This window comes from Halothece sp. PCC 7418 (assembly GCF_000317635.1).
Taxonomy (GTDB): Bacteria; Cyanobacteriota; Cyanobacteriia; order Cyanobacteriales; family Rubidibacteraceae; genus Halothece.
Genome location: NC_019779.1, coordinates 659,574 through 680,448, shown reverse-complemented (window position 1 = coordinate 680,448; position 20,875 = coordinate 659,574). Strand labels below are relative to the sequence as shown.

25 protein-coding genes and 2 pseudogenes are annotated in these 20,875 nt (G+C 43.7%); 10 read left to right on the top strand and 17 right to left on the bottom strand.

All coding sequences use genetic code 11. From position 1 onward, the window contains the following. Positions 1 to 210: 210 nt before the first annotated feature. On the bottom strand, positions 211 to 930 hold the full coding sequence (locus tag PCC7418_RS03095) for a response regulator transcription factor (protein WP_015224716.1): 720 nt from the start codon (positions 928 to 930) through the stop codon (positions 211 to 213). Between the two features lie 191 nt (positions 931 to 1,121). Between PCC7418_RS03095 and PCC7418_RS03090 the strand changes: the two genes are divergently transcribed. After that, a complete protein-coding gene (locus tag PCC7418_RS03090) occupies positions 1,122 to 2,093 on the top strand; it encodes a threo-3-hydroxy-L-aspartate ammonia-lyase (protein WP_015224715.1) in 972 nt (323 codons plus the stop codon). Positions 2,094 to 2,181: 88 nt separating this feature from the next. Here the strand turns inward: PCC7418_RS03090 and PCC7418_RS03085 are convergent. The 4 genes and pseudogenes from PCC7418_RS03085 to PCC7418_RS03070 all read right to left on the bottom strand — a co-directional run. Then, positions 2,182 to 2,592, bottom strand: a pseudogene (locus tag PCC7418_RS03085) (Uma2 family endonuclease); the annotation flags it as partial. A 60-nt stretch (positions 2,593 to 2,652) separates the two neighbouring features. Then, complete coding sequence (locus PCC7418_RS03080) at positions 2,653 to 3,267, bottom strand: Uma2 family endonuclease (RefSeq protein WP_015224713.1); 615 nt, start codon at positions 3,265 to 3,267, stop codon at positions 2,653 to 2,655. Between the two features lie 60 nt (positions 3,268 to 3,327). Beyond that, entirely contained in the window at positions 3,328 to 3,936 is a 609-nt protein-coding gene (locus PCC7418_RS03075) for a Uma2 family endonuclease (RefSeq protein ID WP_015224712.1), read from the bottom strand. Between the two features lie 116 nt (positions 3,937 to 4,052). After that, a complete protein-coding gene (locus PCC7418_RS03070; protein WP_015224711.1) occupies positions 4,053 to 4,568 on the bottom strand; it encodes a hypothetical protein in 516 nt (171 codons plus the stop codon). Positions 4,569 to 5,021: 453 nt separating this feature from the next. Between PCC7418_RS03070 and PCC7418_RS19240 the strand changes: the two genes are divergently transcribed. Further along, positions 5,022 to 6,266 carry a CAP domain-containing protein gene (locus PCC7418_RS19240; RefSeq protein WP_015224710.1) on the top strand — a complete coding sequence of 415 codons (1,245 nt, stop codon included), beginning with the start codon at positions 5,022 to 5,024 and terminating at the stop codon, positions 6,264 to 6,266. 138 nt (positions 6,267 to 6,404) lie between these two features. Here the strand turns inward: PCC7418_RS19240 and PCC7418_RS03055 are convergent, their stop codons facing one another. The 5 genes from PCC7418_RS03055 to PCC7418_RS03035 all read right to left on the bottom strand — a co-directional run bounded on the left by PCC7418_RS03055 (position 6,405) and on the right by PCC7418_RS03035 (position 10,729). After that, positions 6,405 to 7,550: a homoserine O-acetyltransferase gene (locus tag PCC7418_RS03055; protein ID WP_015224709.1), complete on the bottom strand. Its 1,146-nt coding sequence runs from the start codon at positions 7,548 to 7,550 to the stop codon at positions 6,405 to 6,407. An 84-nt stretch (positions 7,551 to 7,634) separates the two neighbouring features. Beyond that, positions 7,635 to 8,939, bottom strand: a complete 1,305-nt coding sequence (locus PCC7418_RS03050) for an O-acetylhomoserine aminocarboxypropyltransferase/cysteine synthase family protein (RefSeq protein ID WP_015224708.1) — start codon at positions 8,937 to 8,939, stop codon at positions 7,635 to 7,637. A 259-nt stretch (positions 8,940 to 9,198) separates the two neighbouring features. Then, positions 9,199 to 9,489, bottom strand: coding sequence for a type II toxin-antitoxin system RelE/ParE family toxin (locus PCC7418_RS03045; protein WP_015224707.1), 291 nt, complete (start codon positions 9,487 to 9,489; stop codon positions 9,199 to 9,201). Position 9,490: 1 nt separating this feature from the next. Beyond that, on the bottom strand, positions 9,491 to 9,703 hold the full coding sequence (locus tag PCC7418_RS03040) for an addiction module protein (RefSeq protein ID WP_015224706.1): 213 nt from the start codon (positions 9,701 to 9,703) through the stop codon (positions 9,491 to 9,493). 162 nt (positions 9,704 to 9,865) lie between these two features. Beyond that, positions 9,866 to 10,729, bottom strand: a complete 864-nt coding sequence (locus PCC7418_RS03035; RefSeq protein WP_015224705.1) for a cold-shock protein — start codon at positions 10,727 to 10,729, stop codon at positions 9,866 to 9,868. 227 nt (positions 10,730 to 10,956) lie between these two features. Here PCC7418_RS03035 and PCC7418_RS03030 point away from each other — a divergent pair. From PCC7418_RS03030 to PCC7418_RS03015, 4 genes and pseudogenes are all read left to right on the top strand, one after another. Then, positions 10,957 to 11,170 (top strand): annotated as a pseudogene (locus tag PCC7418_RS03030) (hypothetical protein); the annotation flags it as partial. Positions 11,171 to 11,269: 99 nt separating this feature from the next. Then, complete coding sequence (locus PCC7418_RS03025) at positions 11,270 to 11,551, top strand: DUF433 domain-containing protein (RefSeq protein WP_015224703.1); 282 nt, start codon at positions 11,270 to 11,272, stop codon at positions 11,549 to 11,551. 7 nt (positions 11,552 to 11,558) lie between these two features. Continuing rightward, positions 11,559 to 11,918: a DUF5615 family PIN-like protein gene (locus tag PCC7418_RS03020; protein WP_015224702.1), complete on the top strand. Its 360-nt coding sequence runs from the start codon at positions 11,559 to 11,561 to the stop codon at positions 11,916 to 11,918. A 99-nt stretch (positions 11,919 to 12,017) separates the two neighbouring features. Continuing rightward, entirely contained in the window at positions 12,018 to 14,603 is a 2,586-nt protein-coding gene (locus PCC7418_RS03015) for a TIGR03960 family B12-binding radical SAM protein (protein ID WP_015224701.1), read from the top strand. An 83-nt stretch (positions 14,604 to 14,686) separates the two neighbouring features. Here the strand turns inward: PCC7418_RS03015 and PCC7418_RS20395 are convergent, their stop codons facing one another. From PCC7418_RS20395 to PCC7418_RS03000, 3 genes are all read right to left on the bottom strand, one after another. Further along, positions 14,687 to 14,830, bottom strand: a complete 144-nt coding sequence (locus PCC7418_RS20395) for a hypothetical protein (protein WP_171814879.1) — start codon at positions 14,828 to 14,830, stop codon at positions 14,687 to 14,689. Positions 14,831 to 14,918: 88 nt separating this feature from the next. After that, positions 14,919 to 15,203: a helix-turn-helix domain-containing protein gene (locus tag PCC7418_RS03005; RefSeq protein ID WP_015224700.1), complete on the bottom strand. Its 285-nt coding sequence runs from the start codon at positions 15,201 to 15,203 to the stop codon at positions 14,919 to 14,921. Positions 15,204 to 15,223: 20 nt separating this feature from the next. After that, the gene (locus PCC7418_RS03000; protein WP_015224699.1) at positions 15,224 to 15,529 is read right to left on the bottom strand and encodes a type II toxin-antitoxin system RelE/ParE family toxin; all 306 of its coding nucleotides are present in this window, start codon (positions 15,527 to 15,529) and stop codon (positions 15,224 to 15,226) included. A gap of 644 nt (positions 15,530 to 16,173) precedes the next feature. On the opposite strand from PCC7418_RS03000, the gene PCC7418_RS02995 reads away from it, so the two are divergent. Beyond that, positions 16,174 to 16,359 carry a hypothetical protein gene (locus PCC7418_RS02995; RefSeq protein WP_041596132.1) on the top strand — a complete coding sequence of 62 codons (186 nt, stop codon included), beginning with the start codon at positions 16,174 to 16,176 and terminating at the stop codon, positions 16,357 to 16,359. A gap of 152 nt (positions 16,360 to 16,511) precedes the next feature. Here PCC7418_RS02995 and PCC7418_RS02990 read toward each other — a convergent pair whose 3' ends face one another. The 4 genes from PCC7418_RS02990 to PCC7418_RS02975 all read right to left on the bottom strand — a co-directional run bounded on the left by PCC7418_RS02990 (position 16,512) and on the right by PCC7418_RS02975 (position 18,926). Next, a complete protein-coding gene (locus PCC7418_RS02990) occupies positions 16,512 to 17,240 on the bottom strand; it encodes a Bax inhibitor-1 family protein (protein ID WP_015224698.1) in 729 nt (242 codons plus the stop codon). 94 nt (positions 17,241 to 17,334) lie between these two features. Further along, on the bottom strand, positions 17,335 to 18,063 hold the full coding sequence (locus PCC7418_RS02985; protein ID WP_015224697.1) for an ABC transporter ATP-binding protein: 729 nt from the start codon (positions 18,061 to 18,063) through the stop codon (positions 17,335 to 17,337). 33 nt (positions 18,064 to 18,096) lie between these two features. Further along, complete coding sequence (locus PCC7418_RS02980) at positions 18,097 to 18,324, bottom strand: ferredoxin family protein (protein WP_015224696.1); 228 nt, start codon at positions 18,322 to 18,324, stop codon at positions 18,097 to 18,099. A 53-nt stretch (positions 18,325 to 18,377) separates the two neighbouring features. Further along, the gene (locus PCC7418_RS02975) at positions 18,378 to 18,926 is read right to left on the bottom strand and encodes a methylmalonic aciduria and homocystinuria type D protein (protein ID WP_015224695.1); all 549 of its coding nucleotides are present in this window, start codon (positions 18,924 to 18,926) and stop codon (positions 18,378 to 18,380) included. Between the two features lie 105 nt (positions 18,927 to 19,031). Here PCC7418_RS02975 and PCC7418_RS02970 point away from each other — a divergent pair, with 105 nt between their 5' ends. The 3 genes from PCC7418_RS02970 to PCC7418_RS02960 all read left to right on the top strand — a co-directional run bounded on the left by PCC7418_RS02970 (position 19,032) and on the right by PCC7418_RS02960 (position 20,875). After that, positions 19,032 to 19,805 carry a DUF308 domain-containing protein gene (locus PCC7418_RS02970; protein WP_015224694.1) on the top strand — a complete coding sequence of 258 codons (774 nt, stop codon included), beginning with the start codon at positions 19,032 to 19,034 and terminating at the stop codon, positions 19,803 to 19,805. Next, complete coding sequence (locus tag PCC7418_RS02965; RefSeq protein WP_015224693.1) at positions 19,783 to 20,331, top strand: shikimate kinase; 549 nt, start codon at positions 19,783 to 19,785, stop codon at positions 20,329 to 20,331. Before PCC7418_RS02970 ends, PCC7418_RS02965 begins: the two co-directional genes overlap by 23 nt. 166 nt (positions 20,332 to 20,497) lie before the next feature. Beyond that, positions 20,498 to 20,875: a cytochrome c gene (locus PCC7418_RS02960; RefSeq protein ID WP_015224692.1), complete on the top strand. Its 378-nt coding sequence runs from the start codon at positions 20,498 to 20,500 to the stop codon at positions 20,873 to 20,875.

Below are 20,875 nucleotides of genomic sequence, written 5' to 3'. Positions count from 1 at the left end.
TGGATTCCAATCGAAACCACCCAATAGATTAAAATCACAAATCGAGTGTTAGAAAGGAGTCTCCCGAAGCCGGAGCGAAGTGAGGATGCGCCCGTTCAAATATGCCCTAAAGACCTTGGCTAAACAAAAGTCTAGCTGTATCTCTACTTTTTAGATTTTGAAGCCAATGGCTTTCTGACTGGCTATTGTAAAGGGTTGAGAGGAGAGGGTTTAACTTTTAAGCTGGAATTGATCCTGACTGTGAGGTTGATAGCCCTTTTGATAGGCAAAATAACTGAGTTGAGTCCGATTCTTTAGGTTCAACTTGCTCAAAATATTGCTCAAATGAGTTTGAACCGTTCGGGGGCTAAGATGCAGATGCTGGCTAATTTCTTTATTTGTCAGTCCTTGAATCACTTTCCAGAAAACTCTTTCTTCTGAGGGAGTGAGAGGTAAAGACTCTGGTGGCGAGTCAAGGGTAAGGTCACTGGAGTTAAGTTTTGGGGGTTCAGCCTCCTCGGCAGTCAAGTCTGAGCCTGTTTGCCTAGTTTGTAAAAGACGGACGATCTCAGCATTAATGCGCTCTGCTCGTTCCAACTGAAGTTGAATCTTGAGATTGAGTTCTTCGAGTTTGATCGGTTTAGTGAGATAGTCGTCAGCACCAACCGCCTGAACTTTTTCTTGATCGTTAAGATGGGTTCTGACGGTTAAGAAAATAAAGGGCAAGAGTTTGCCGTCACTGCGCGATCGAACTTCACGACAGAAGCTAAACCCATCCATATCTGGCATCACCACATCAGAAATAATCAGATCTGGGCGAAAACTCTCGTATTTGTTTAAACCTTCTTGTCCTGATCCAGCTTCTTGACCTAAATAGTTGCGTTTAGTGAGATAAACGGTTAGTGCTTTTCTAAGTACCAGATCATCATCTACAACCAGTATTTTTTTCATCACTTGGACTCAAAATGTTTGTGATTCAGCGATTTATCTTCATTGTAAACACATAGGGATCGCAGTCAACCAAATCGATAAAAGGGTTAACTTAAGCATCTGTGATGAGCTAACGGAAGCCACTCCTAATCATGGAAGAGGTAAAATTATCTAAGTGCGACGAGAAGCCCCCGTTATGTTGAACTTCATTCATGAACCACTCCAACGTTCCCATTATCTACCACCACATCCAATCTGCAGCCCAACGCCTGAAAAACGAAGCTAAGCTCACTCCAGTTCTAACCTCAACCACGCTGAATCAACTCACTGGTGCTGAGGTTTTCCTTAAAGGTGAGAACTTTCAACGCACTGGTTCGTTTAAGTTTCGCGGTGCGTTTAATGCCCTCTCTCAACTCTCAACTCAGCAAAAACAACAAGGAGTGATTACTTACTCCTCTGGTAATCATGCTCAAGGGTTAGCGCGATCGGGTCAACTCCTCCAGATTCCCACCACCATTGTTATGCCCAATAATGCCCCAGAGGTGAAATTAGCAGCCACTCGGGGTTATGGAGCGCAAGTGATTACCTATGACCCGAAAACAATCCGTCGCGAGGAATTGGCAAAACAACTGGCGACGGAGCAAAATCTAACGATGATTCCCCCCTACGATCATCCTGATATTATTGCTGGACAAGGGACTGTTGCCAAGGAATTGATTGAACAAATTGGTCAACTGGATGTGTTACTCGTCTGTTGTGGCGGTGGTGGTTTACTCTCTGGTTGTGCGATTACAGCGAAAACCTTATGTCCCAATTGTCAAGTCATTGGCGTTGAACCAGAACGCGCCGATGATGCCACTCGTTCTTTCTACAGTAAAGTCCTTCAGCGATGCGAACATCCAGATACCATTGCTGATGGGGCGCGGACTCCATCGCTGGGTCAGTTGACCTTTCCTTTAATTCTCGATTACGTCGATGAAATGGTGACTGTCTCTGAAGAAGCAATCCGAGAAACATTAACCTTTCTCTGGGAACGGTTAAAAATTGTGGTTGAACCCACAGGAACTTTAGCGACAGCAGCTTTACTGGAGGGAATTGTGAGCGCACCAGGAAAGCGCGTTGGTGTGATTATTAGCGGTGGGAATGTGGATCTCAAGAAACTTCCCCAACTGTTAGGACTATAATTGAGCCCCGTCCATCGGTTTGAAACCGATGGCTTTCTGACTGACTCTATGTAAAAGCATTCTGGAGTTGGTTTGATAAGTCTTGTCGAGATTGTTGGTTATAGACCACCACAAAGTCTGGACAAATTTTAGGAAAGGTGATTTTATCTTCTGGCGTTAGGGCTTCCCAACGGTTTTGACTCACCCAAGACGCATCAGGAGAACGAATCGCGCCATTGGGTAAGGTGAAACCTGTGGAGGAGTCAAAAACTTTTCCAATTTCACCTGTATTGCGCCACCATAGATATAGTTCCCCAGCAATTTTCCAATTTTGTTCTCCAGTTTCCCAACCTGCGGGTGGATTCACAATTAATTCTCCTTGGGATGTTCTTTCCAGTCGTAAGTCTCGATTCGCTGCTGCTAAAGCCGTAAACTGTTCTGGAGTAACAGACAGCGCGATCGAGGTGGGTAATTCAAGTAATAGGGTTTGGCTTTCGGGAGTGGTGGGAGTTTGTAGCATTTTGACCTCCTTTTATCCCCCCTAACCCCCCTTTGTAAGGGGGGAAACAAGGGAGTGGAATTAATTTAAAATTCGACTTAAAGTTAAAACAAATTCAGGTAAAACCTCTTCACCTGATAATTCGGTGGGATGTTCTAAGATTTCTTTTTCTTTTCCTTGGCGATAAATTTCTACTCGTTGCTGCTGCGGATCAATTAACCACCCTAATCTTGCGCCATTTTCCAGATATTCTTGCATTTTCTCTTGTAGGGGTTTGAGTTGATCGCTGCGAGACCGTAATTCCACCACGAAGTCTGGACAAATTTTAGGAAAGGTGATTTTATCTTCTGGCGTTAGGGCTTCCCAACGATCGCGACTCACCCAAGACGCATCAGGAGAACGAATCGCGCCATTGGGTAAAATAAAGCCTGTGGAGGAGTCAAAGGCTTTTCCTAAGTTTTCATTTTCTTCGTACCAGCGATCCAGTTGTCCAGTTAAGCGACAGTTACGTTCTCCTGTCTCCCAACCTGCGGGTGGGTTCACAATTAATTCTCCTTGGGATGTTCTTTCCAGTCGTAAGTCTCGATTCGCTGCTGCTAAAGCCGTAAACTGTTCTGGAGTAACAGACAGCGCGATCGAGGTTGGCAATTCAATTAACAGGGTTTGGCTTTCGGGAGTGGTGGGAGTTTGTAGCATTTTGACCTCCTTTTATCCCCCCTAACCCCCCTTTGTAAGGGGGGAAACAAGGGAGTGGAATTAATTTAAAATTCGACTTAAGGTTAAAACAAATTCAGGTAAAACCTCTTCACCTGATAATTCGGTAGGATGTTCTAAGATTTCTTTTTCTTTTCCTTGGCGATAAATTTCTACTCGTTGCTGCTGCGGATCAATTAACCATCCTAATCTTGCGCCATTTTCCAGATATTCTTGCATTTTCTCTTGTAGGGGTTTGAGTTGATCGCTGCGAGACCGTAATTCCACCACGAAGTCTGGACAAATTTTAGGAAAGGTGGTTTTATCTTCTGGCGTTAGGGCTTCCCAACGGTTTTGACTCACCCAAGACGCATCAGGAGAACGAATCGCGCCATTGGGTAAGGTGAAGCCTGTGGAGGAGTCAAAGGCTTCCCCTCGCTGTTCATGGTTTTCATACCAGCGATCCAGTTGTCCAGTCAAGCTGCGGTTGCGTTTTCCTGTTTCCCAACCTGCGGGTGGATTCACGATTAATTCTCCTTGGGATGTTCTTTCGAGTTGTAGGTCACGATTGAGCGTGGCGAGGGTGGTGAACTGTTCTTGGGTAACAGACAGCGCGATCGTTTTGGGGAGTTCGATTAGTAGCGTTTCGGGATTAGTGGGAGTTTGTATCATCTGAACCTCCTAGGATGATCTATTTACTATTACATCGCATCAACAATAGTTCAGGGGATGAGATGAGAATTGGAGGGCGAGAAGGGTGGCGTTGTCATTCGCACCGCGCTGGAAAATCAAGTCCATGATTGCGTCAACTCCTCAACTCCTGATTGTAGAGATGCAGCCGTTTCAACTTTCTCAGCGATTTCGCTTGCAGAGACTAAATCCCACACGCCATCAGAACAGAGAAAGATGTCGTCAGTGAGGGGTTTTTCTTCATAAAATTCTTCTTCTAAATAGTCTCCCGTTTCTTCATCTGGTGGATTTTCTTCGGAGTTGTCATCCGCCACTACATCTTGCAAGGATTGAGTGTCGATTATGACTGATTCTTCTGTGCTATAAGTGATCAGTTCTCCGATCAATTTATACGCAGCGATCGCGCTTCTGAGTGCTAGTTCTCGATTTAACGCCCCTTCGGTTGATCCAATGCGTAACAAGGCTTGTTGGATCGTTGTTGCTTCAGAATCAGAGGGTTGGAGATGGACTTCAAAATAATCAACACCCGTTGCAAGTTGACCCAAGTAGGACACAACGGTGACAGAAATATTATTAATCAGTAATTCTTCGTCTTTGGCGATTCGGACATCCATTTTTAATTTAAAGAAGTTCACTATACACCGATCCCCCCTTAACCTCTATTAGTAAGGGGGGAGGGATCGTTCTACCATGATCTTTTCAGATCTTCGACTTAATTTATAAAAACTTTGTGATTTATATGAAGCTAGTGAGTGACATCATATCAATATGGCAAGAATATCCCTTAAAATAACCTTAAAAAGATATAAATTAGGGAAAGAGCGCGATCGCGCACTGTTGATCCCAATCAGGGGATGTGGCAAGCCACCCGCACCATGGTGGGATAGGATAACGCGACGATCGCGAAAAAAATATATATCACAAATAATTAACTTTATTTGTCGTTTTGGATCGATTCCCTGAAATCGCGCGACAATTAGGGTATAGGGAGATCGCCACGTAGTCAACGGACCTATTCAACCTATTCAACTTTATGGAATCAATTACAGAGTTGAGAGGTGAGAAAAATGAACACATACGATCAACAGATTTTAGATTTAGTCAATCAAGCACGTAGTAACGAAGGATTGAGTCCTCTTTCATGGAATCCACAATTAGACAGTGCAGCAGAAAGCCACAGCGAAGATATGGCTCTCCGTGATTTTGTTGGTAGCCATATCGGTTCCGATGATTCTAACCCTTCAGAGCGTATTAGCGAAGCAGGCTACTCGGGATCGCCAGCCTTAGCAGGAGTTGAAAACATTGGCTGGGGTTATCCCACACCAGAAGCCGTCGTCCAAGGCTGGATGGATAGTGATATGGGTCATCGTGATGCTATCCTAAATCCAGATGCAGATGAGATTGGTGTTGGCTATTACTATCTGGAAAATGACACAGGAAATCAAAACTGGAACCACTATTGGACTGTAACGTTTGGTGATGCGGGGTCTCCTCCGCCTCCGAATGTTGAACCTCCTCAAGATGAAAGCATCTCTGTAGGAGTTGCACCGAACTATCCCCCTTATAGCGACACCAACTCCTTCCATGAAAATCTAACCGAACGGGTCTATAGTTTCAGTCTCAGTGAGACCAGAAGTGTCAATCTCAACCTCCAGATTGATATTCCGATACTTGGTGTTGGTCAAGGTATCGGTGATGATGCCAATTTATATTTCTACGAAGACAGTAATGGCAATGGTGTTTTTGATCCCAGCGATCAACAACTTGCGAGTTCTCTAGAATGGAGAAACAGCGATGATGGCATTAACTATCAAGCTGTTGCTGGAACCTATTTTGCCCAAGTCGTTTCCTCTTCTATGGGTTGGGATGGCACTTTGGAATACACGCTAGACTTATCGGCAACTCCAATTCAGCCTTCATCGCAACAAGCACCTAACCTCGTTTCTGTGCCTACAGGTTTCGATGTCGATTTTGAAATGGCTCACCATTGGCGTTTAAGCAACTCAGTAGGCGATTCTGACACAGTTGATACCTACGCTTTCTCTGTACCAGAATATTCTGGCTCAGATGTCTATCGAGCTGATATCAGTCTGATTGGACTAAGCAATGATGCTGATCTGCGACTGATTCAAGATCAGAACAACAACGATATAGTTGATCTAGGGGAGGTTTTTGACTTTTCCAACAATTTTGGTACTGCCTCAGAATCAATTACTGATATTCCAACAGGTGACTACTTCCTCCAAGTTTATCAGTATAGTGGCGATACTAACTACGATGTAAACTTTGATCTCAACTCTGTAATTGGTTGAGCTTGAGCAGTTTATAGCACTACGCGCTGAGGCAAGGTCAAAGGGGAAAGGAATTTTAAAGTTACCTTTTCCCCAATTGGCACGCTGAGAGTGTCACCTTTAAGTGAGAAAGACTGGCATGGAGTGAAGTAATCCAAATCAATTTTTTTGAGCAGAACCATCCAGTAAGAACTGAATGTACGGAGCATAAAGTTCTGTTTCCAGCAAGAAAGAGTCATGCCCCTTATCAGAATGAACCGTGATGTACTTGACATTGATGTCACCCGCTTTCAGCAGTTGGACAATCGCCCATTGCTCTTCAGGATAGTAGCACACATCCGAATCAATACTGAAGACCAGATGTTGCTGATGCTGACAGGGGGCAAGGGATTCAGGGCTCAAGTCCCCCAAGGAAAAGTGCTGCCACATATCCATCAGCCGTAAGTAGCTATTCGCGTCGAACCGTTCAGCAAATTTTATTCCTTGATGCAGCATATAAGACTCAATGGCATCAGAAAGCGCATAGAACTGACCAATGAGTTCATGGCTGGCAATTTGTTGTCTGGCTCGCCCCTCCAGCACACCTAAGGAAACAAAGGTTTTATGGGAGATCATACGTGCCAAGGCTAATCCCTCTTTTGGTAGAGCAGTCGCATAATAGTCCCCATCATTGAAATTCAAGTCATTGCGAATTGCCATAATCTGCTCAAAATTATGGATGCGCTGCAATACAGTAACCTCCATTCCCGTCGCCATCATAATGACTTTCCTCACTCGTTGCGGGAATCGCGTCGCCAAGAGAAGTGCCAACATCCCCCCTAGAGACCCTCCAACAACAGCGTGTAACTGCTCAATCCCTAAATGATCGAGCAATTGGAGTTGACTATGCACGATGTCTAGGGCATTCACGCGAGGAAAGGTATGACCGTAAATCTGACCCGTGTGGGGGTTAGTGGACATTGGGCCAGTTGAGCCGTAGCAACTGCCTAAGTAGTTGGCGCAGATGATAAAAAAACGTTCCGTGTCGAGCGTTTTACCTGGACCAATAAAGGCATCCCACCAACCCGTCATACATTCTTCAGTCCACAAGTCATCAACACCCGATACCTGAGGATTGAAACCCGCAGCGTGTTGACTGCCAGTCAAGGCATGGAAAAGTAAGATCGCATTACTCGCATCTTTATTGAGTGTGCCATAGGTTTCATAGGCGATCGCTGCTGTATCCAACTTCTCTCCTGAGACCAGATGAAAGGGACCGGTCGCTGTGAGATCAAAAAAATGTGTTTTTACAGAACCAATACTCATCCAAAATTATCCATACCTTGACTACAGATTCTCACCCGATGCTTGAATAACGTTAACTCCTAGAAGCTACCGCTATCCAAGCAACTAGAGATGAGAGGTTGATGTTGCCTTGTTTAGGGCTTGATCAAGATCTGTAATTATATCGTCAATATGTTCAATCCCAATCGACAGGCGAATCAGTTCCGGGCTAATGCCTCCCGCTTGTTGATCTGCTGCTGAGAGTTGAGAGTGGGTTGTGGTTGCAGGGTGAATGGCAAGACTTTTGGCATCTCCAACATTGGCAAGATGAGAGAAAAGCTGGAGTTGCTCAATAAATTGTCGTCCGCCCGCTTCTCCTCCTTTAATCCCAAACACAACCATCGCGCCAAATCCCTGTTTAAGATAGCGTTTCGCCAGTGGGAAAGCAGGGTTCGTTTCTAGACCTGGATAGTTCACCCAGGCGACGGCGGGATGCTGCGACAGGAAGCGAGCCACCGCCAGCGCATTCTCAGAGTGACGTTGCATCCGCAAGTGTAGTGTTTCAATGCCTTGTAAAAATAACCAAGCATTATCAGGGGAAATGCAGGCCCCTAAATTCCGCAGGGGAACAACACGCATCCGAATGAGATAGGCAATGGGCGATAACTCTCCGAGATCGTAAGCAAACCTCAAGCCATGATAACTAGCATCAGGCTGCGTCATCAGTGGAAATTTATCTGATTGCCAGTTGAAGCGTCCCGCATCCACAACGACACCCCCAATTCCAGCCCCATGACCGCCTAACCATTTGGTCAGGGAATGGATCACAATGTCCGCTCCGTGTTCAATCGGGCGTAACAGATAGGGGGTGGTAAAGGTACTGTCAACAATGAGGGGAAGACCATTATCATGGGCAATTTGCGCGATCGCCTCTAAATCTGTGACTTCTAAGGCTGGATTTCCAACTGTCTCACAAAACACCAACTTAGTGTTTTCCGTAATCGCAGCAGCGAAGTTTTCTGGTTGACGAGGATCGACAAAACGAGTGTGGATGCCAAAGTTCGGGAGGATGTCATTAAACATCGTGTAAGTTCCCCCATAGAGATTATTCGCGGACACGATTTCGTCCCCTGTCTGACAGATGTTAATCACACTATAGAAAATGGCACTGGTTCCAGATGCTAAGGCGAGAGCAGCAGCCCCTCCTTCCATTGCAGCAACCCGTTGTTCTAAAACTTCTTGGGTGGGATTGCCAAGTCGTGTGTAAATATTGCCTAATTCCTTCAATCCAAACAAGTTCGCAGCGTGTTCGGTATCGCGAAACACATAGGAACTTGTTCGGTAGAGAGGGACAGCACGAGCCAGGGTTGTTGGGTCAGGGGTTTGACCCGCGTGTAAACAGCGAGTTTCTAGATAGTGAGGAGCGTTCATTTCAATTCTGATTGATCACGTTAAGGAATAATTCTAATTTAAAGTGTCTAACTTGGATATTAAGCAAAATAGGAATCTTGCATCTAGGCTTTAACCTGACCCGTTGGTACGGCTAAAAGTTCACCTAATAACTCTTGGTTTGTCATCACGATACCTCTATAACAAGATCAATCTTAGGAACTTCATCAAATTAGGGCGATCGCTGCTTGGCATGGCGTGAGCTTTGCTCAATCACTGCTTCTTCCCAAAAATCTGAAACCTAGGAGAGTGAGCGTTTAGTCTTAGATGGGTCTTGCCGACAATCTAAAACCCGATAAACTCTGATTTCATCTTCAATAATCTTGTAATAAATGGCATAAGGAAATTTTTTGGCAAGGAGACAGTGATAACCGTTGATCTTGCGATGGATTCCAGCATAAAATTCAAGGGAGTCTATGTCTGAAAACAAAGAGTTTAGAAAATATTCTCCCAATCCCTCCTTTTGTGCTTCGTAAAACTTTTGTCCTCGGCGCAAATCTTTTGTCGCCAAGGTTAAGATGAAAATCTTCACGCTAATTTTCCCTGAGCATCCGCTTTGATTCTTCCCAATCCATAAAGGTTTCTTTCCCTTCAGCAATCAATCGCTCTGTTTCTTCTAATGCTTCACGATGCCATTGAGGAGGCTCAAACTCTTCTGAATTCCGACTTAAATCTGACCAAAGAGCTTCCATCAATTTCAACTTTTCTGCCTTGGGAAGGCGCATTACTTGTTCTTCGAGTGTCATTTGATCGCGCAAGATCCTAAGTTACTGTGTCTATCTTAGCAACTTCATGAAAGTACGGCGATCGCTGCTTCTTTCTCAAACACCTGATCGCGCTTTACCTTTCCTTTCCGTTGATTCCAAAACGCGATCGTTGCTCCCAACAGCAAGATCATGATTATTTATTTACAAGACATCTTTAAATGGTGTAAATCTTATTGGTCTTGCAGGAGTCCTTTGGTTATCCAAGTTGAGTTCCTGGCATATGATCCTATATATCGATGTTGGAAACCCTCCATGAAAATCCCATTCTCGACCTGCTGCTTCCATTCTTACAATACCTGAAATATTTGGATATTTATAACCAAGTTTATGTTGTACAATATAATTCGAGAGTTGCTTACTATGTGTAAAATTTAAAGGACACATCTCTGTTAATAGTTGATATAATTCCCTAGCCTCTGATTCTTCTAAATCATAGTCCTCACCTAGTCTTCTAATTTCATTTTCTTTAGCAATCCTCATCTGTTCTTGACGTTTGGCTTCTTGACGTTCCTTTTCTCGTCTGGCTTCTATCTGCTTTAAGCGTGCAGCTTCAGCTACTCTGCGTTGTTCCTCTTCGGCTGCTTTACGTTGACTCTCTAGGTTATTTCTCTCAATATTGAGTTCAGATGTGCGATTAACTCCAACCAACTCTATCGTTACACGGTCAAGCCAACTAGGTTTTGGAGAGTCTATATTTTTCCAGATACTCTCTACTTTTTGGGTCAAATCATATAGTTCATGTTTATAGCTCTGAGGGATATTGTCTGCGCTTAGCCATAGCTGACTAACTTGTTCGCCCTTTTCAGTTCTTTCAACTTCATACCAGAAATTTATGTTTTCAAAAGTTTCACTATTATCCAATTTATTGGCTAACTCAGGATGTTCTTTTTTTATTTTTTTGATATGGAAGAAAATTTCTTTGTTAGTTTTTAAAAAAGTACGACTAACAAACCCAAATCCTCTATCAGGATTATATTTTTTGATATCGCCAAAGTCGATTGTCATAAAACTAATTCCACTAGCTCATTTACCACAAGAGGGCATATCCTGTTTGTGGCATAACTATAAATTGGACAGCAGTTGTGGTACAGCACTCTACATAATATTTAATTATTACAAAATTCAAAGATCACTGTCAATTCGTTTTTGTTCACGATCGCGCTCTCTCAATCAACTCCCTGAATCGTGAACTACCATGAGAAATAGTGAGTCAAAAGGAGAAAAGGGAACCGATGACAGCCACAGTTGAGCAACTGATAACCCCAGAAATTAATCGACCCGCCCGCTATTTGGGAAACGAACAAGGAACAAAACACAAACCTTGGGATAGCGCGATCGTGCGCTGGGTTCTCACCTACCCCGAAATCTACGAAGTGGGCGCATCAAACTTGGTCTATGATTTTATACAATGTTCTCAATGCTCAACCCCGTCAACTCTGCGATCGCGCTAAAAGCATAGGATATTATGAGAATATAGTGAGTTGTTTAACCTCACTGGACTAGCTTTATAATTGCCACAAAGCCTTAACTTAAAAGCATTAAGATATGTCTCAAGCTGTGGTTAATATTGGTAGCTTAATTACTACCTCCCCTGATCTTCAAAGCGGTCGCCCAATTATTGCGGGGACTGGAACATCTGTTCGGCGCATTGTTACCCTCTACAAGCAAGGTGATAGTGCTGATAAAATTGTAGCCGATAAGCCTTATTTAACCTTAGCCCAAGTCCACGCAGCACTCGCTTACTATTATGCCAATCAGCAAATTATAGACCAAGATTTAGAGGCAGAGGCAACCGAGTATGAAAGATTAGCCTCTCAATTATCCTAGTTTTATTGTGTCTGCTATTCGTTTCTATTTGGATGAAGATGCTACCAGTAAGCGCCTTTTACAAGCACTAAGGAATCGTGGTGCAGATGTTCTATCGGCTTCTGAAGTAGATATGCTGGCGCGATCAGATGAGCAACAATTAGTGTGGGCGTTGGAACATCAACGGATTATTTTTACGTTTAATGTCAGAGATTTTTATCGGATTCATTCAGACTGGTTACAAAGTGGAACGTCTCACGCTGGAATTATTTTTGGCAAGCAAGAACACTCTATAGGCGACCAGATGAGAGGGTTATTAAGATTGGCTTCAATCAAATCTGCTGAAGAGATGATTAATACTGTGGAGTTTTTAGGGAGATGGCTATAAGGATAAGATTTCTGATCTTGCATGGCTTATGGAATGTGTCTGGCTAACGAATCCTGAACTACCATGAGAAATGGAAAGTAACAAGGAAAAGGATAGCCGATGACAGCCACAGTTGAGCAACTGATAACCCCAGAAATTAATCGACCCGCCCGCTATTTGGGAAACGAACAAGGAACAAAACACAAACCTTGGGATAGCGCGATCGTGCGCTGGGTTCTCACCTACCCCGAAATCTATGAGGTGGGCGCATCAAACTTGGGTCATGTGATTTTATACAATGTTCTCAATGCTCAACCCCGTCAACTCTGCGATCGCGCTTATCTCCCCGCACCTGATCTCGCTGCAAAACTACGGGAAACCAAAACCCCGCTATTCGCCCTCGAAAATCGTCGTTCTGTCACAGACTTTGATATCTTAGGATTTAGCCTCAGTTATGAACTGGGCGCGACGAATATCTTAGAAATGCTCGATCTTGCTCATATTCCCCTCACCTGGCAAGAACGAGAAAACGGCGATTATCCCCTGATTTTTGCTGGTGGACAAACCGCCACCTCTAACCCTGAACCTTATGCAGACTTCTTTGATTTTATCGCTCTCGGTGATGGCGAAGAACTGCTTCCAGAAGTGGGATTAATCCTTGAAGAAGGGAAAAAAGAAGGACTGAGTAAAGAAGAATTACTCTTAGACTTAGCGCAAGTGCCAGGGGTATATGTTCCCCGTTTCTACGACATGAACGCTGATGGATCAGTGCATCCCAACCGTGATGATGTTCCAGAGAGAATCATCCGTCGGGTGGCGCGACCCATGCCAGCTTATTCTATCGGATTAGTGCCTTATGTGGAAACTGTCCACGATCGCCTCAGTGTGGAAATCAGACGCGGTTGTACTCGTGGCTGTCGCTTCTGTCAACCTGGAATGTTGACCCGTCCCGCCCATGATGTTGAACCAGAACAGGTGGTGGAAACGATCGAGAAGGGAATCCGCGAAACGGGTTATAATGAGTTCTCTCTGCTTTCCCTGAGTTGTTCCGACTATCTTTCCCTCCCTGCGGTAGGAATGGAAGTGAAAAACCGCCTCAAAGATGAAAATATTTCCCTCTCCCTTCCCAGTCAACGGGTTGATCGCTTTGATGAAAATATTGCTAACATTATCGGCGGTACTCGTAAAAGTGGTTTGACATTCGCACCAGAAGCAGGAACGCAACGGATGCGCGATGTGGTGAATAAAGGGTTAACCAATGAGGAACTCTTGCGCGGGGTGAAAACGGCTTTTGAACAGGGTTGGGATAAGGTGAAACTCTACTTTATGATTGGCTTACCAGGGGAAACGGATGCTGATGTGATTGGTATTGCAGAAACCATCCGTTGGTTACGTCAAGAATGTCGCCTCAAAGGACGCAAACGCCTTGATTTTAACGTCACTATCTCCAATTTTACCCCGAAACCGCACACACCTTTTCAATGGCATTCTGTATCGACTGCTGAGTTTATCCGCAAACAGGAGTTACTGCGAGAAGAGTTTCGACGGATGAAAGGGGTGAAAGTGAACTACACCGACGTTCGCATCTCCGCAATGGAAGATTTTGTGGGACGCGGCGATCGCCGTTTAGCGCCTGTTGTACGCCGTGCGTGGGAGTTAGGCGCTGGAATGGATTCCTGGTGGGAAAGTTTAGAAAAGGCGTTTAACGCTTGGGAAACCGCGATCGCGGATGCAGGGTTAGACTGGAAATATCGCAAAATGGACAATGGCGAATGGGACTGGGAGACAATGGAAAGCGGAAGCCAAAATGACCGCTTAAACGCGCCTCTCCCTTGGGATCATATCGACACGGGAATCGATAAAAACTGGCTGAAGGAGGACTTACAACGGGCGTTAGACGCAGCAACAGTCCCTGATTGTTCTTATGCTGGCTGTTCTCATTGTGGCGTGTGTGGAATCGATTTCGGTCATAATATTGTTGTAGAACCGCCAGAAATCCCAACATTTGAAGGACATTTTCAACCTGATCAAACCCGTGATCAACGCATTCGAGTGCGGTTTAGCAAGGAAGGAGAAATGCGTTTAGTGAGTCATTTAGATTTGGTGCGATTGTTCGATCGCGCCATTCGACGGGCAAAACTTCCCATTGCGTTTACAGGTGGTTATCATCCTGGTCCGAGAATTAGTATCGCCAATGCGCTATCTTTAGGAATGAGCAGTAGTGGGGAAATTGTGGATTTTGACTTCACAGAAACGCTAGACTTACAAGAGTTTCGCGATCGACTTTCCGAACAACTTCCTGAAGGAATTATCATTAATTCTGTGGAAGCGGTGAGTCTGAAAAATTCTGCAACCAGCTTGTTAGAAAAAGCCGAGTATTTCGTCACTGTAGAAGCGCAAACGTCGGTGTCAGAAACGCAATGGAAAGAAGCCTTGCAAACAATTTTAGACCGTGAGGAAATCTTGTGGGAAAAAACGACAAAATCAGGGAAAAAGAAAACCTTAAATCTGCGCGATCGCGTGTTTGAATTATCCTTAGTTGAACAACTAGACGAACACACCGCAAAATTGCGTTATCTGGGAAGTTGTCGCAATGATGGGACATTGCTAAATCCTGAACACTTAGTTTATATGTTGGAACAAGTGACAGGATTAGACTTACAATTAAGTCACGCCCACCGTCAACAATTAATCCTGCAAAACTAATCATTTATCATACCTTGTAGGGTGGGCATTGCCCACCTTAATGAACTAACTTTTTACATAAGATATAGGATTGCTATAGAGAGTTAACTGGGAGGAGGTGGCGGGAATTGATAAGTCATAAAACCTTCTTCACTAACATTGAAAATAGCTCCAAATGCTTTAGCTTGCTCATCTAAATATTTCTTTGCTTCCGTGCCAGAAATTTCAGCAGCAATTGCAAGCTGCATCAGGGTTACACGACCGTTATTTTCTTTAACCAGACGGAAGAATATAGGTTGAAGCCGATCATCCTAAGTGAAACCCGTAGCGCTATAACTACATATTATTAATTTTGACAGTACGGGCTTGATTATCTAACTCAGAACGATAGTTATTTTCTAAATTTATCCACACATCAGCCGATGTTTCTAAACTCTTACCTAGATCATTTGCAATCTCAGTTGTAATTTCTTGATCTCCTTTTAGAATTGCTTCAATTATTTCTACAGAATATCCCATTCTTTCTGCTAGATCATTTTTTGTCCAGTCCCGTGCTTCTAACTCCCGATTCAAGATTTTTCCTGGTGCAACTTTTCTGGCGGGGGTTAATTTTCTACTCATTGTTCTAGTCCTCCTAATTTTTACTTGTGATAGTCTTCAATATCTATAATAAAAATATATTTACCATTAAAGTCTTTTTCTAAGGTTATAATTAAGCGCCATTGTTTATTCATACGAAGGGAATATTGTCCTTCTTTTCCTCGTTTTCCTTTTAACTTCTCAAATCGCAAACTTTTGAAGTTATAAAGCTCTCTTTCATTAGAAATCGCTTCGATAATTGCCATCACCTCAAAAAAGCTATCAACCACTTCTACAGGATATTTATGAGCATCCTTTTCTTCTGTGTAAAGAGCCTCCAGCTTTTTCTTTTTAAATCTAAAGTTCACCTTTCTTCTCTATTTTAATCAGCCCTGCAGCATTTAAACTAAGATTATCAGTCATCATATCAAATCCGTTTGATTAATGAGAATAGCGAGCAAGATGCTCGCACTACTCATATTGCTAACTATAGTGGGAGCGGATCGCTCCCTATAGTGCTACAAGATCAGGTTAGGACGTTTAATGAGTGTTGGGAGTGCGACCGTCTCGGTCGCGCTAATTGATCATAATGTCCTAACATAAGATTGAGGAAATTAAAGCTAAAAATCAAACAAATAATCACGTGAATCAATACCAACAACTCAGTTTATTTTAAAAAAGTAACAGCAAAAGATTATGCCCGATCGCGATCTAGAAATCCTCATGAAAGAAGCTCGAACAATTATTCGAGATATCAGTTTAACTGAAAAAATGCTTGGTAATACTCCAGTGTATGTATTTCTAATACCATGCGTGAACAATTGGTGCTACATTAACGATCAGCCCCCCCTTTCATCCCCCCCAATGGGGGGTTTGGGGGGATCGAGCCTAGATATTGATATAGCAGTTTTGGTTAGCAGAAAGTCCCACTCATCTCATCCATTTTAATGGTGATAAATACTGGCTTCCTACTGAGAACAAATGAGTTAATTAGGCAGTAAAACGCGATCGCGTGTTTGAATTATCCTTAGTTGAACAACTAGACGAACACACCGCAAAATTGTGTTATCTGGGAAGTTGTCGCAATGATGGGAAGTTGCTTAATCCTGAACACTTAGTTTATATGTTGGAACAAGTGACAGGATTAGACTTACAATTAAGTCACGCCCACCGTCAACAATTAATCCTGCAAAACTAATCATTTATCATACCTTGTAGGGTGGGCACTGCCCACCTTAACTTTCATTCAGTAGAATCACCGTCCTTCTAGGGCGGTGAGTATGTCAAAAAAAAAGCACCCTCCCGCTTGGGATGGAGGATGCTGAATGCTAACTTAAAGGCAGAGTGAAATTAGTCACGACCGCCACTAAGAGCAATGACAAGGCGTAAGATAAAGATAAACAGGTTGATGTAAGTCAGGTACATGGAGAGGGCTGCGGGGAGATATTTATCGTCCTCATAGGTACGAGGGAGGATATAGAAGTCCACCACAGCAACGCCCGCAAATAACAGAGTGCCAAAGCCAGAAATTCCAATTTCTAGCCAAGTGGGGGTAAAAACACCAAATAAACTAAACAGCAGTTGACCCACTAAGACCACTAACAGGGCGATCACTCCCAATTGTACAGTCTTCGTCAGAGCCATCCCGTCTTCTTCCGAGAGGTTAGATCCCACAGAACGAGCGACAATAAAAGTTGCACCACAACCGAGGGCAGCAATCCCAACGCCACCAACGCCAGCACTACTGCTGAGAGCGACAAAAATTAAGCCACTGAGGGTATAGCCAGATAAAAGACTATAAAGGGCAAGTAAGGGTAACGCGGTGCTGTTATTGCCATTTTCAGCAACACCTCGGGCAATGAAAAAGAGCACTAACTCAGCGATGATCGCAGCAATGAAGGTGGGCATGAAGAGTTGAGGTGCATTGCTAATGACTCCTAAGCCACCATAGGTTCCCAATGCGGTGAGGACTAAGCCTCCTCCCAGATAAGGAAGTGCATTGGAGATAACGTTCGGTCCGATAATCGCACTGCCACGGCTTTCTTGCATGGCTTTGCGAAAGTTGTAAGTGTTACTCATAACAGTTTGTTTTCAGCCAAATTTAACTGAGACTTTATCTATTATTGTGGCTGATCACGACCGTAATGGGTAGTCGAGAAAACCGATAATTTCGTTAAGTCTCTTGTTGATAAGCAGCGCCGAGATACAACTCTCCGACTTGGGGGTTATCGAGTAATTCTTTCCCAGATCCCATCACGCGATCGCGCCCATTTTCTAAAACATAACCCCGATGCGACATTTCTAAAGCCTTCCGCGCATTCTGTTCCACTAAAATAATGGCTTTCCCCGTTCCATTAATCGCCTGAATCTGTTCAAATACACTCGTCACCAGTAACGGCGATAACGCAGCAGACGGTTCATCTAAAATCAACAAATCGGGATCTAGCATTAAGGCGCGTCCCATCCCCAACATTTGCCGTTCTCCCCCAGAAAGTGTCCCTGCTTTTTGGCGACGGCGTTGGGCTAACGCGGGAAACATGGTGTAGATTTTATCTTTTAAATGTTTAATTGACCCCTTGCAAATAAACGCCCCCATTTCTAAATTTTCTTCCACTGACAAAGCAGCAAAGACATTAGAAATCTGAGGTACGTAGCACATCCCCCGTTGCACAATTTCATTGGGTTTTAAACCGCCAATATTTTCCCCATTAAATCGAATCTCACCGTAACTGGGGGCAAGCAAACCAAAAATTGCTTTAGCTAAGGTTGACTTTCCCGCCCCATTGGGGCCAATCACAGCCACTAATTCTCCTGCTTGAATTGAGAAATTAATCCCTTGCAGGATATACAAATCTTTCACATAACCAGCGTAAACATCGGTAACGGTTAATAGCTCACTCATGGGGGAGAAAATGAAATCGATTCCTAATTTTAACTATGCTGGCGTATTCTGTAAATCAGGACGTTCTTCTGGAAGAATTGCCCCTTCCACAGGACAAACTTGCAAACAAATTCCACAGTCGATACAGGTATCAAAATCAATCCAATACCAATCTGTTCCTTTTTCGTTTTTGCCGGGTCCTTCGTGGATACAGGCGACTGGACAAGCCTCTACACAATCAGCAACGCCTTCACAAGTATTGGTAACAATCGTGTACGGCACGGTGTTTCCCCTTCTTTAATTATCTTCACATTTCACAGAATAACATAGAAGGGTTAGCTGACTTGCCATTGAAAACGCTCAGCAGAGGTTTCTAGAACCGATTTAATTTTTTTGGGATCTGCCGAAGACAACATGACGCTGGGATAGACCGCATCTCCCCAGTGCGGATGAATCATGCAAGTGCAATCTCCCAGGGCGGTTGGGAAGCCCAGTAAGGTGGAAACAACTTTCACATCATCATGATTAAGAACACCAGGATGAGAAAGTAAAGGCTGTCCATTGCGGGGATCAATGAGGTCAGCGAGATCCCCTTGTTCTTTTAAGTCAAAGGCAACTTCGACCCCAAAGCGCATAAAGCGTTCTCGCAGTCGTTGTTTTTCTTGCTCTACAATGTTGGAGCGAGTGGATAAGGAAAACCTTGCCTTTTGCAGGATGATCACCACCCAAGCGGTGGGAAGTGTCCAATCGGGCAACATTTTTTCTAAGTTATCTTGCACAAAGGGAGTTGGTTGGCAAATATACACTTCCAAGGGGAGTTCTGGTGCAGCAAACAAGGTTAGAACTGGAGAAATTTTTGGCAGTTGAACGGAGGGATAAACCATATTCTTAACTGCAATGAATAGAGGATTATTTATAGTTTGACATTATAGGGGAAAAATGGCTAGCAAAAGTGAACAGAATATTAGCTAGGGATGACATCAGGAAAGATGAAAAATGTACAGGTCAAATTAACGATTGGGGTGATCATTTTAGTGGCGGGACTCATTTTTCTGCTCCAGAATCGTTCCCCAGTGATTGCTATTGTAATTTTTGGGAATCAAACGGTTGCCCTTCCCGTTGGTTTTTGGTTAATTCTCAGCGCGATCGCGGGGCTAATGATCAGTCTTTTATTACAATTCTTGCTGGGGGGTTTTGCTCCCAAAGCAAGACGACCTCGGGACTGGGATGATGAGGAAGAGTTTGAGTTTCCTGAGGACGATCAACGAGAGAGATTTACGGCGGAAAATTTTTCTAATCAGAACACTGAATCTCAATCTGATCGTTCTGATCCAGTTAATTATACCGTTGGTAGTGCCTTCGATAACTCAGAGGAAGATTGGGAATCTCCTCCTGAAAGAGAAGATTGGAATGACATTGATGATGACTGGAATATTGAAGAACCCCCCCGTGAAAATAATAATCCCCAGCGCGATCGCGACTACGATTTTTATACCCTAGAAAAAGAACGAGAAAACAGAATCCAACCCAGTTCAGTGTCTTCTTATCGCTATCGGGGCGATCCGAATCCAGACTCAATAGCCAATCAACCCTCCTTTGAGCCAGAAGAGATGATCTCTGACCGATATAATCAGCAAGAGGATGAGACAGACAAACCGAACTCACCTCAAATTTATGAGGCGAACTATCGCGTGATTCGTCCACCATTATGGAATCTACCTGAAGACGAAAACGAAGATGATGATGAACCAGACAAACGCTGATTTATTGCAAGGACTAAATCTCTATTTAATTGGCATGATGGGGGTGGGGAAAACCGCCGTCGGTCAAGCGGTGGCGCAACAACTCACTTACCGTTTTTTTGATACGGATGAGTTAATTACCCGAGTGCAAGGACAAGCGATTACTGAGATTTTTGCGAAAGCTGGTGAAGACTATTTTCGGGAGTTAGAAACCAAAGTTTTACAAGAGTTATCTGCTTATGCTCGCAGTGTCATTGCTACGGGGGGCGGAATTATTCTCCAAAACCAGAATTGGAGTTTTTTACAACAAGGCTTAGTGGTTTGGCTCGATGCTGACCTTGATCTGATTATGGAACGTTTAGCAGAGGATCAATCTCGCCCGCTTTTACAAACCGAAAATCCGAGACAAACCTTAGCTGATTTATTGGATCAACGGCGCGATCGCTACGCCCAAGCCGATTTACAGATTAGGGTTGAACCCAAACAGTCTCCTAATGCGGTTGCTTCAAAAATTATAGAGCAAATTCCATCAGTGATTAAGGAATAACGGTCTTCACCGATCCATCAACTTTTTCAGCAGACCTATTCTAGCAAACATTGATCAAGAAAGATATAAGGGGGGAAGCCCCATGATAATTTCGGTAAAATAGCGGTAACATTTAGTTAGAACTGTTTAATAAACTTAATTTGGCGTGGACAGTACCAACAAAATAGTGACAAATGAAGTAGCCAAACCAGCAACAGAACTGGTGAGGCAGTTGACAATTATAATTGTTTGTGCTTTTCTCCTAGTCGGTGTTGGTGTACTGGGAGTGTATCTGTATCAGGTTTCTGATCCTTATGTACAGGAAGTTCTCGCCGCCCCTAGTGACCCCGAACGAGGAGAGGCAATTTTTCAAATTAACTGCGCGGGTTGTCATGGCATAAAAGCCGATGGCAATGTCGGTCCCAGCCTGCATAATATTGCGGAACGTAAATCAAAGTTACACTTAATTCAACAAGTGACCAGTGGGGAGACACCACCGATGCCCAAGTTTCAACCGAAACCACAAGATATGTCGGATTTATTAGGTTATTTAGAAACGCTTTAA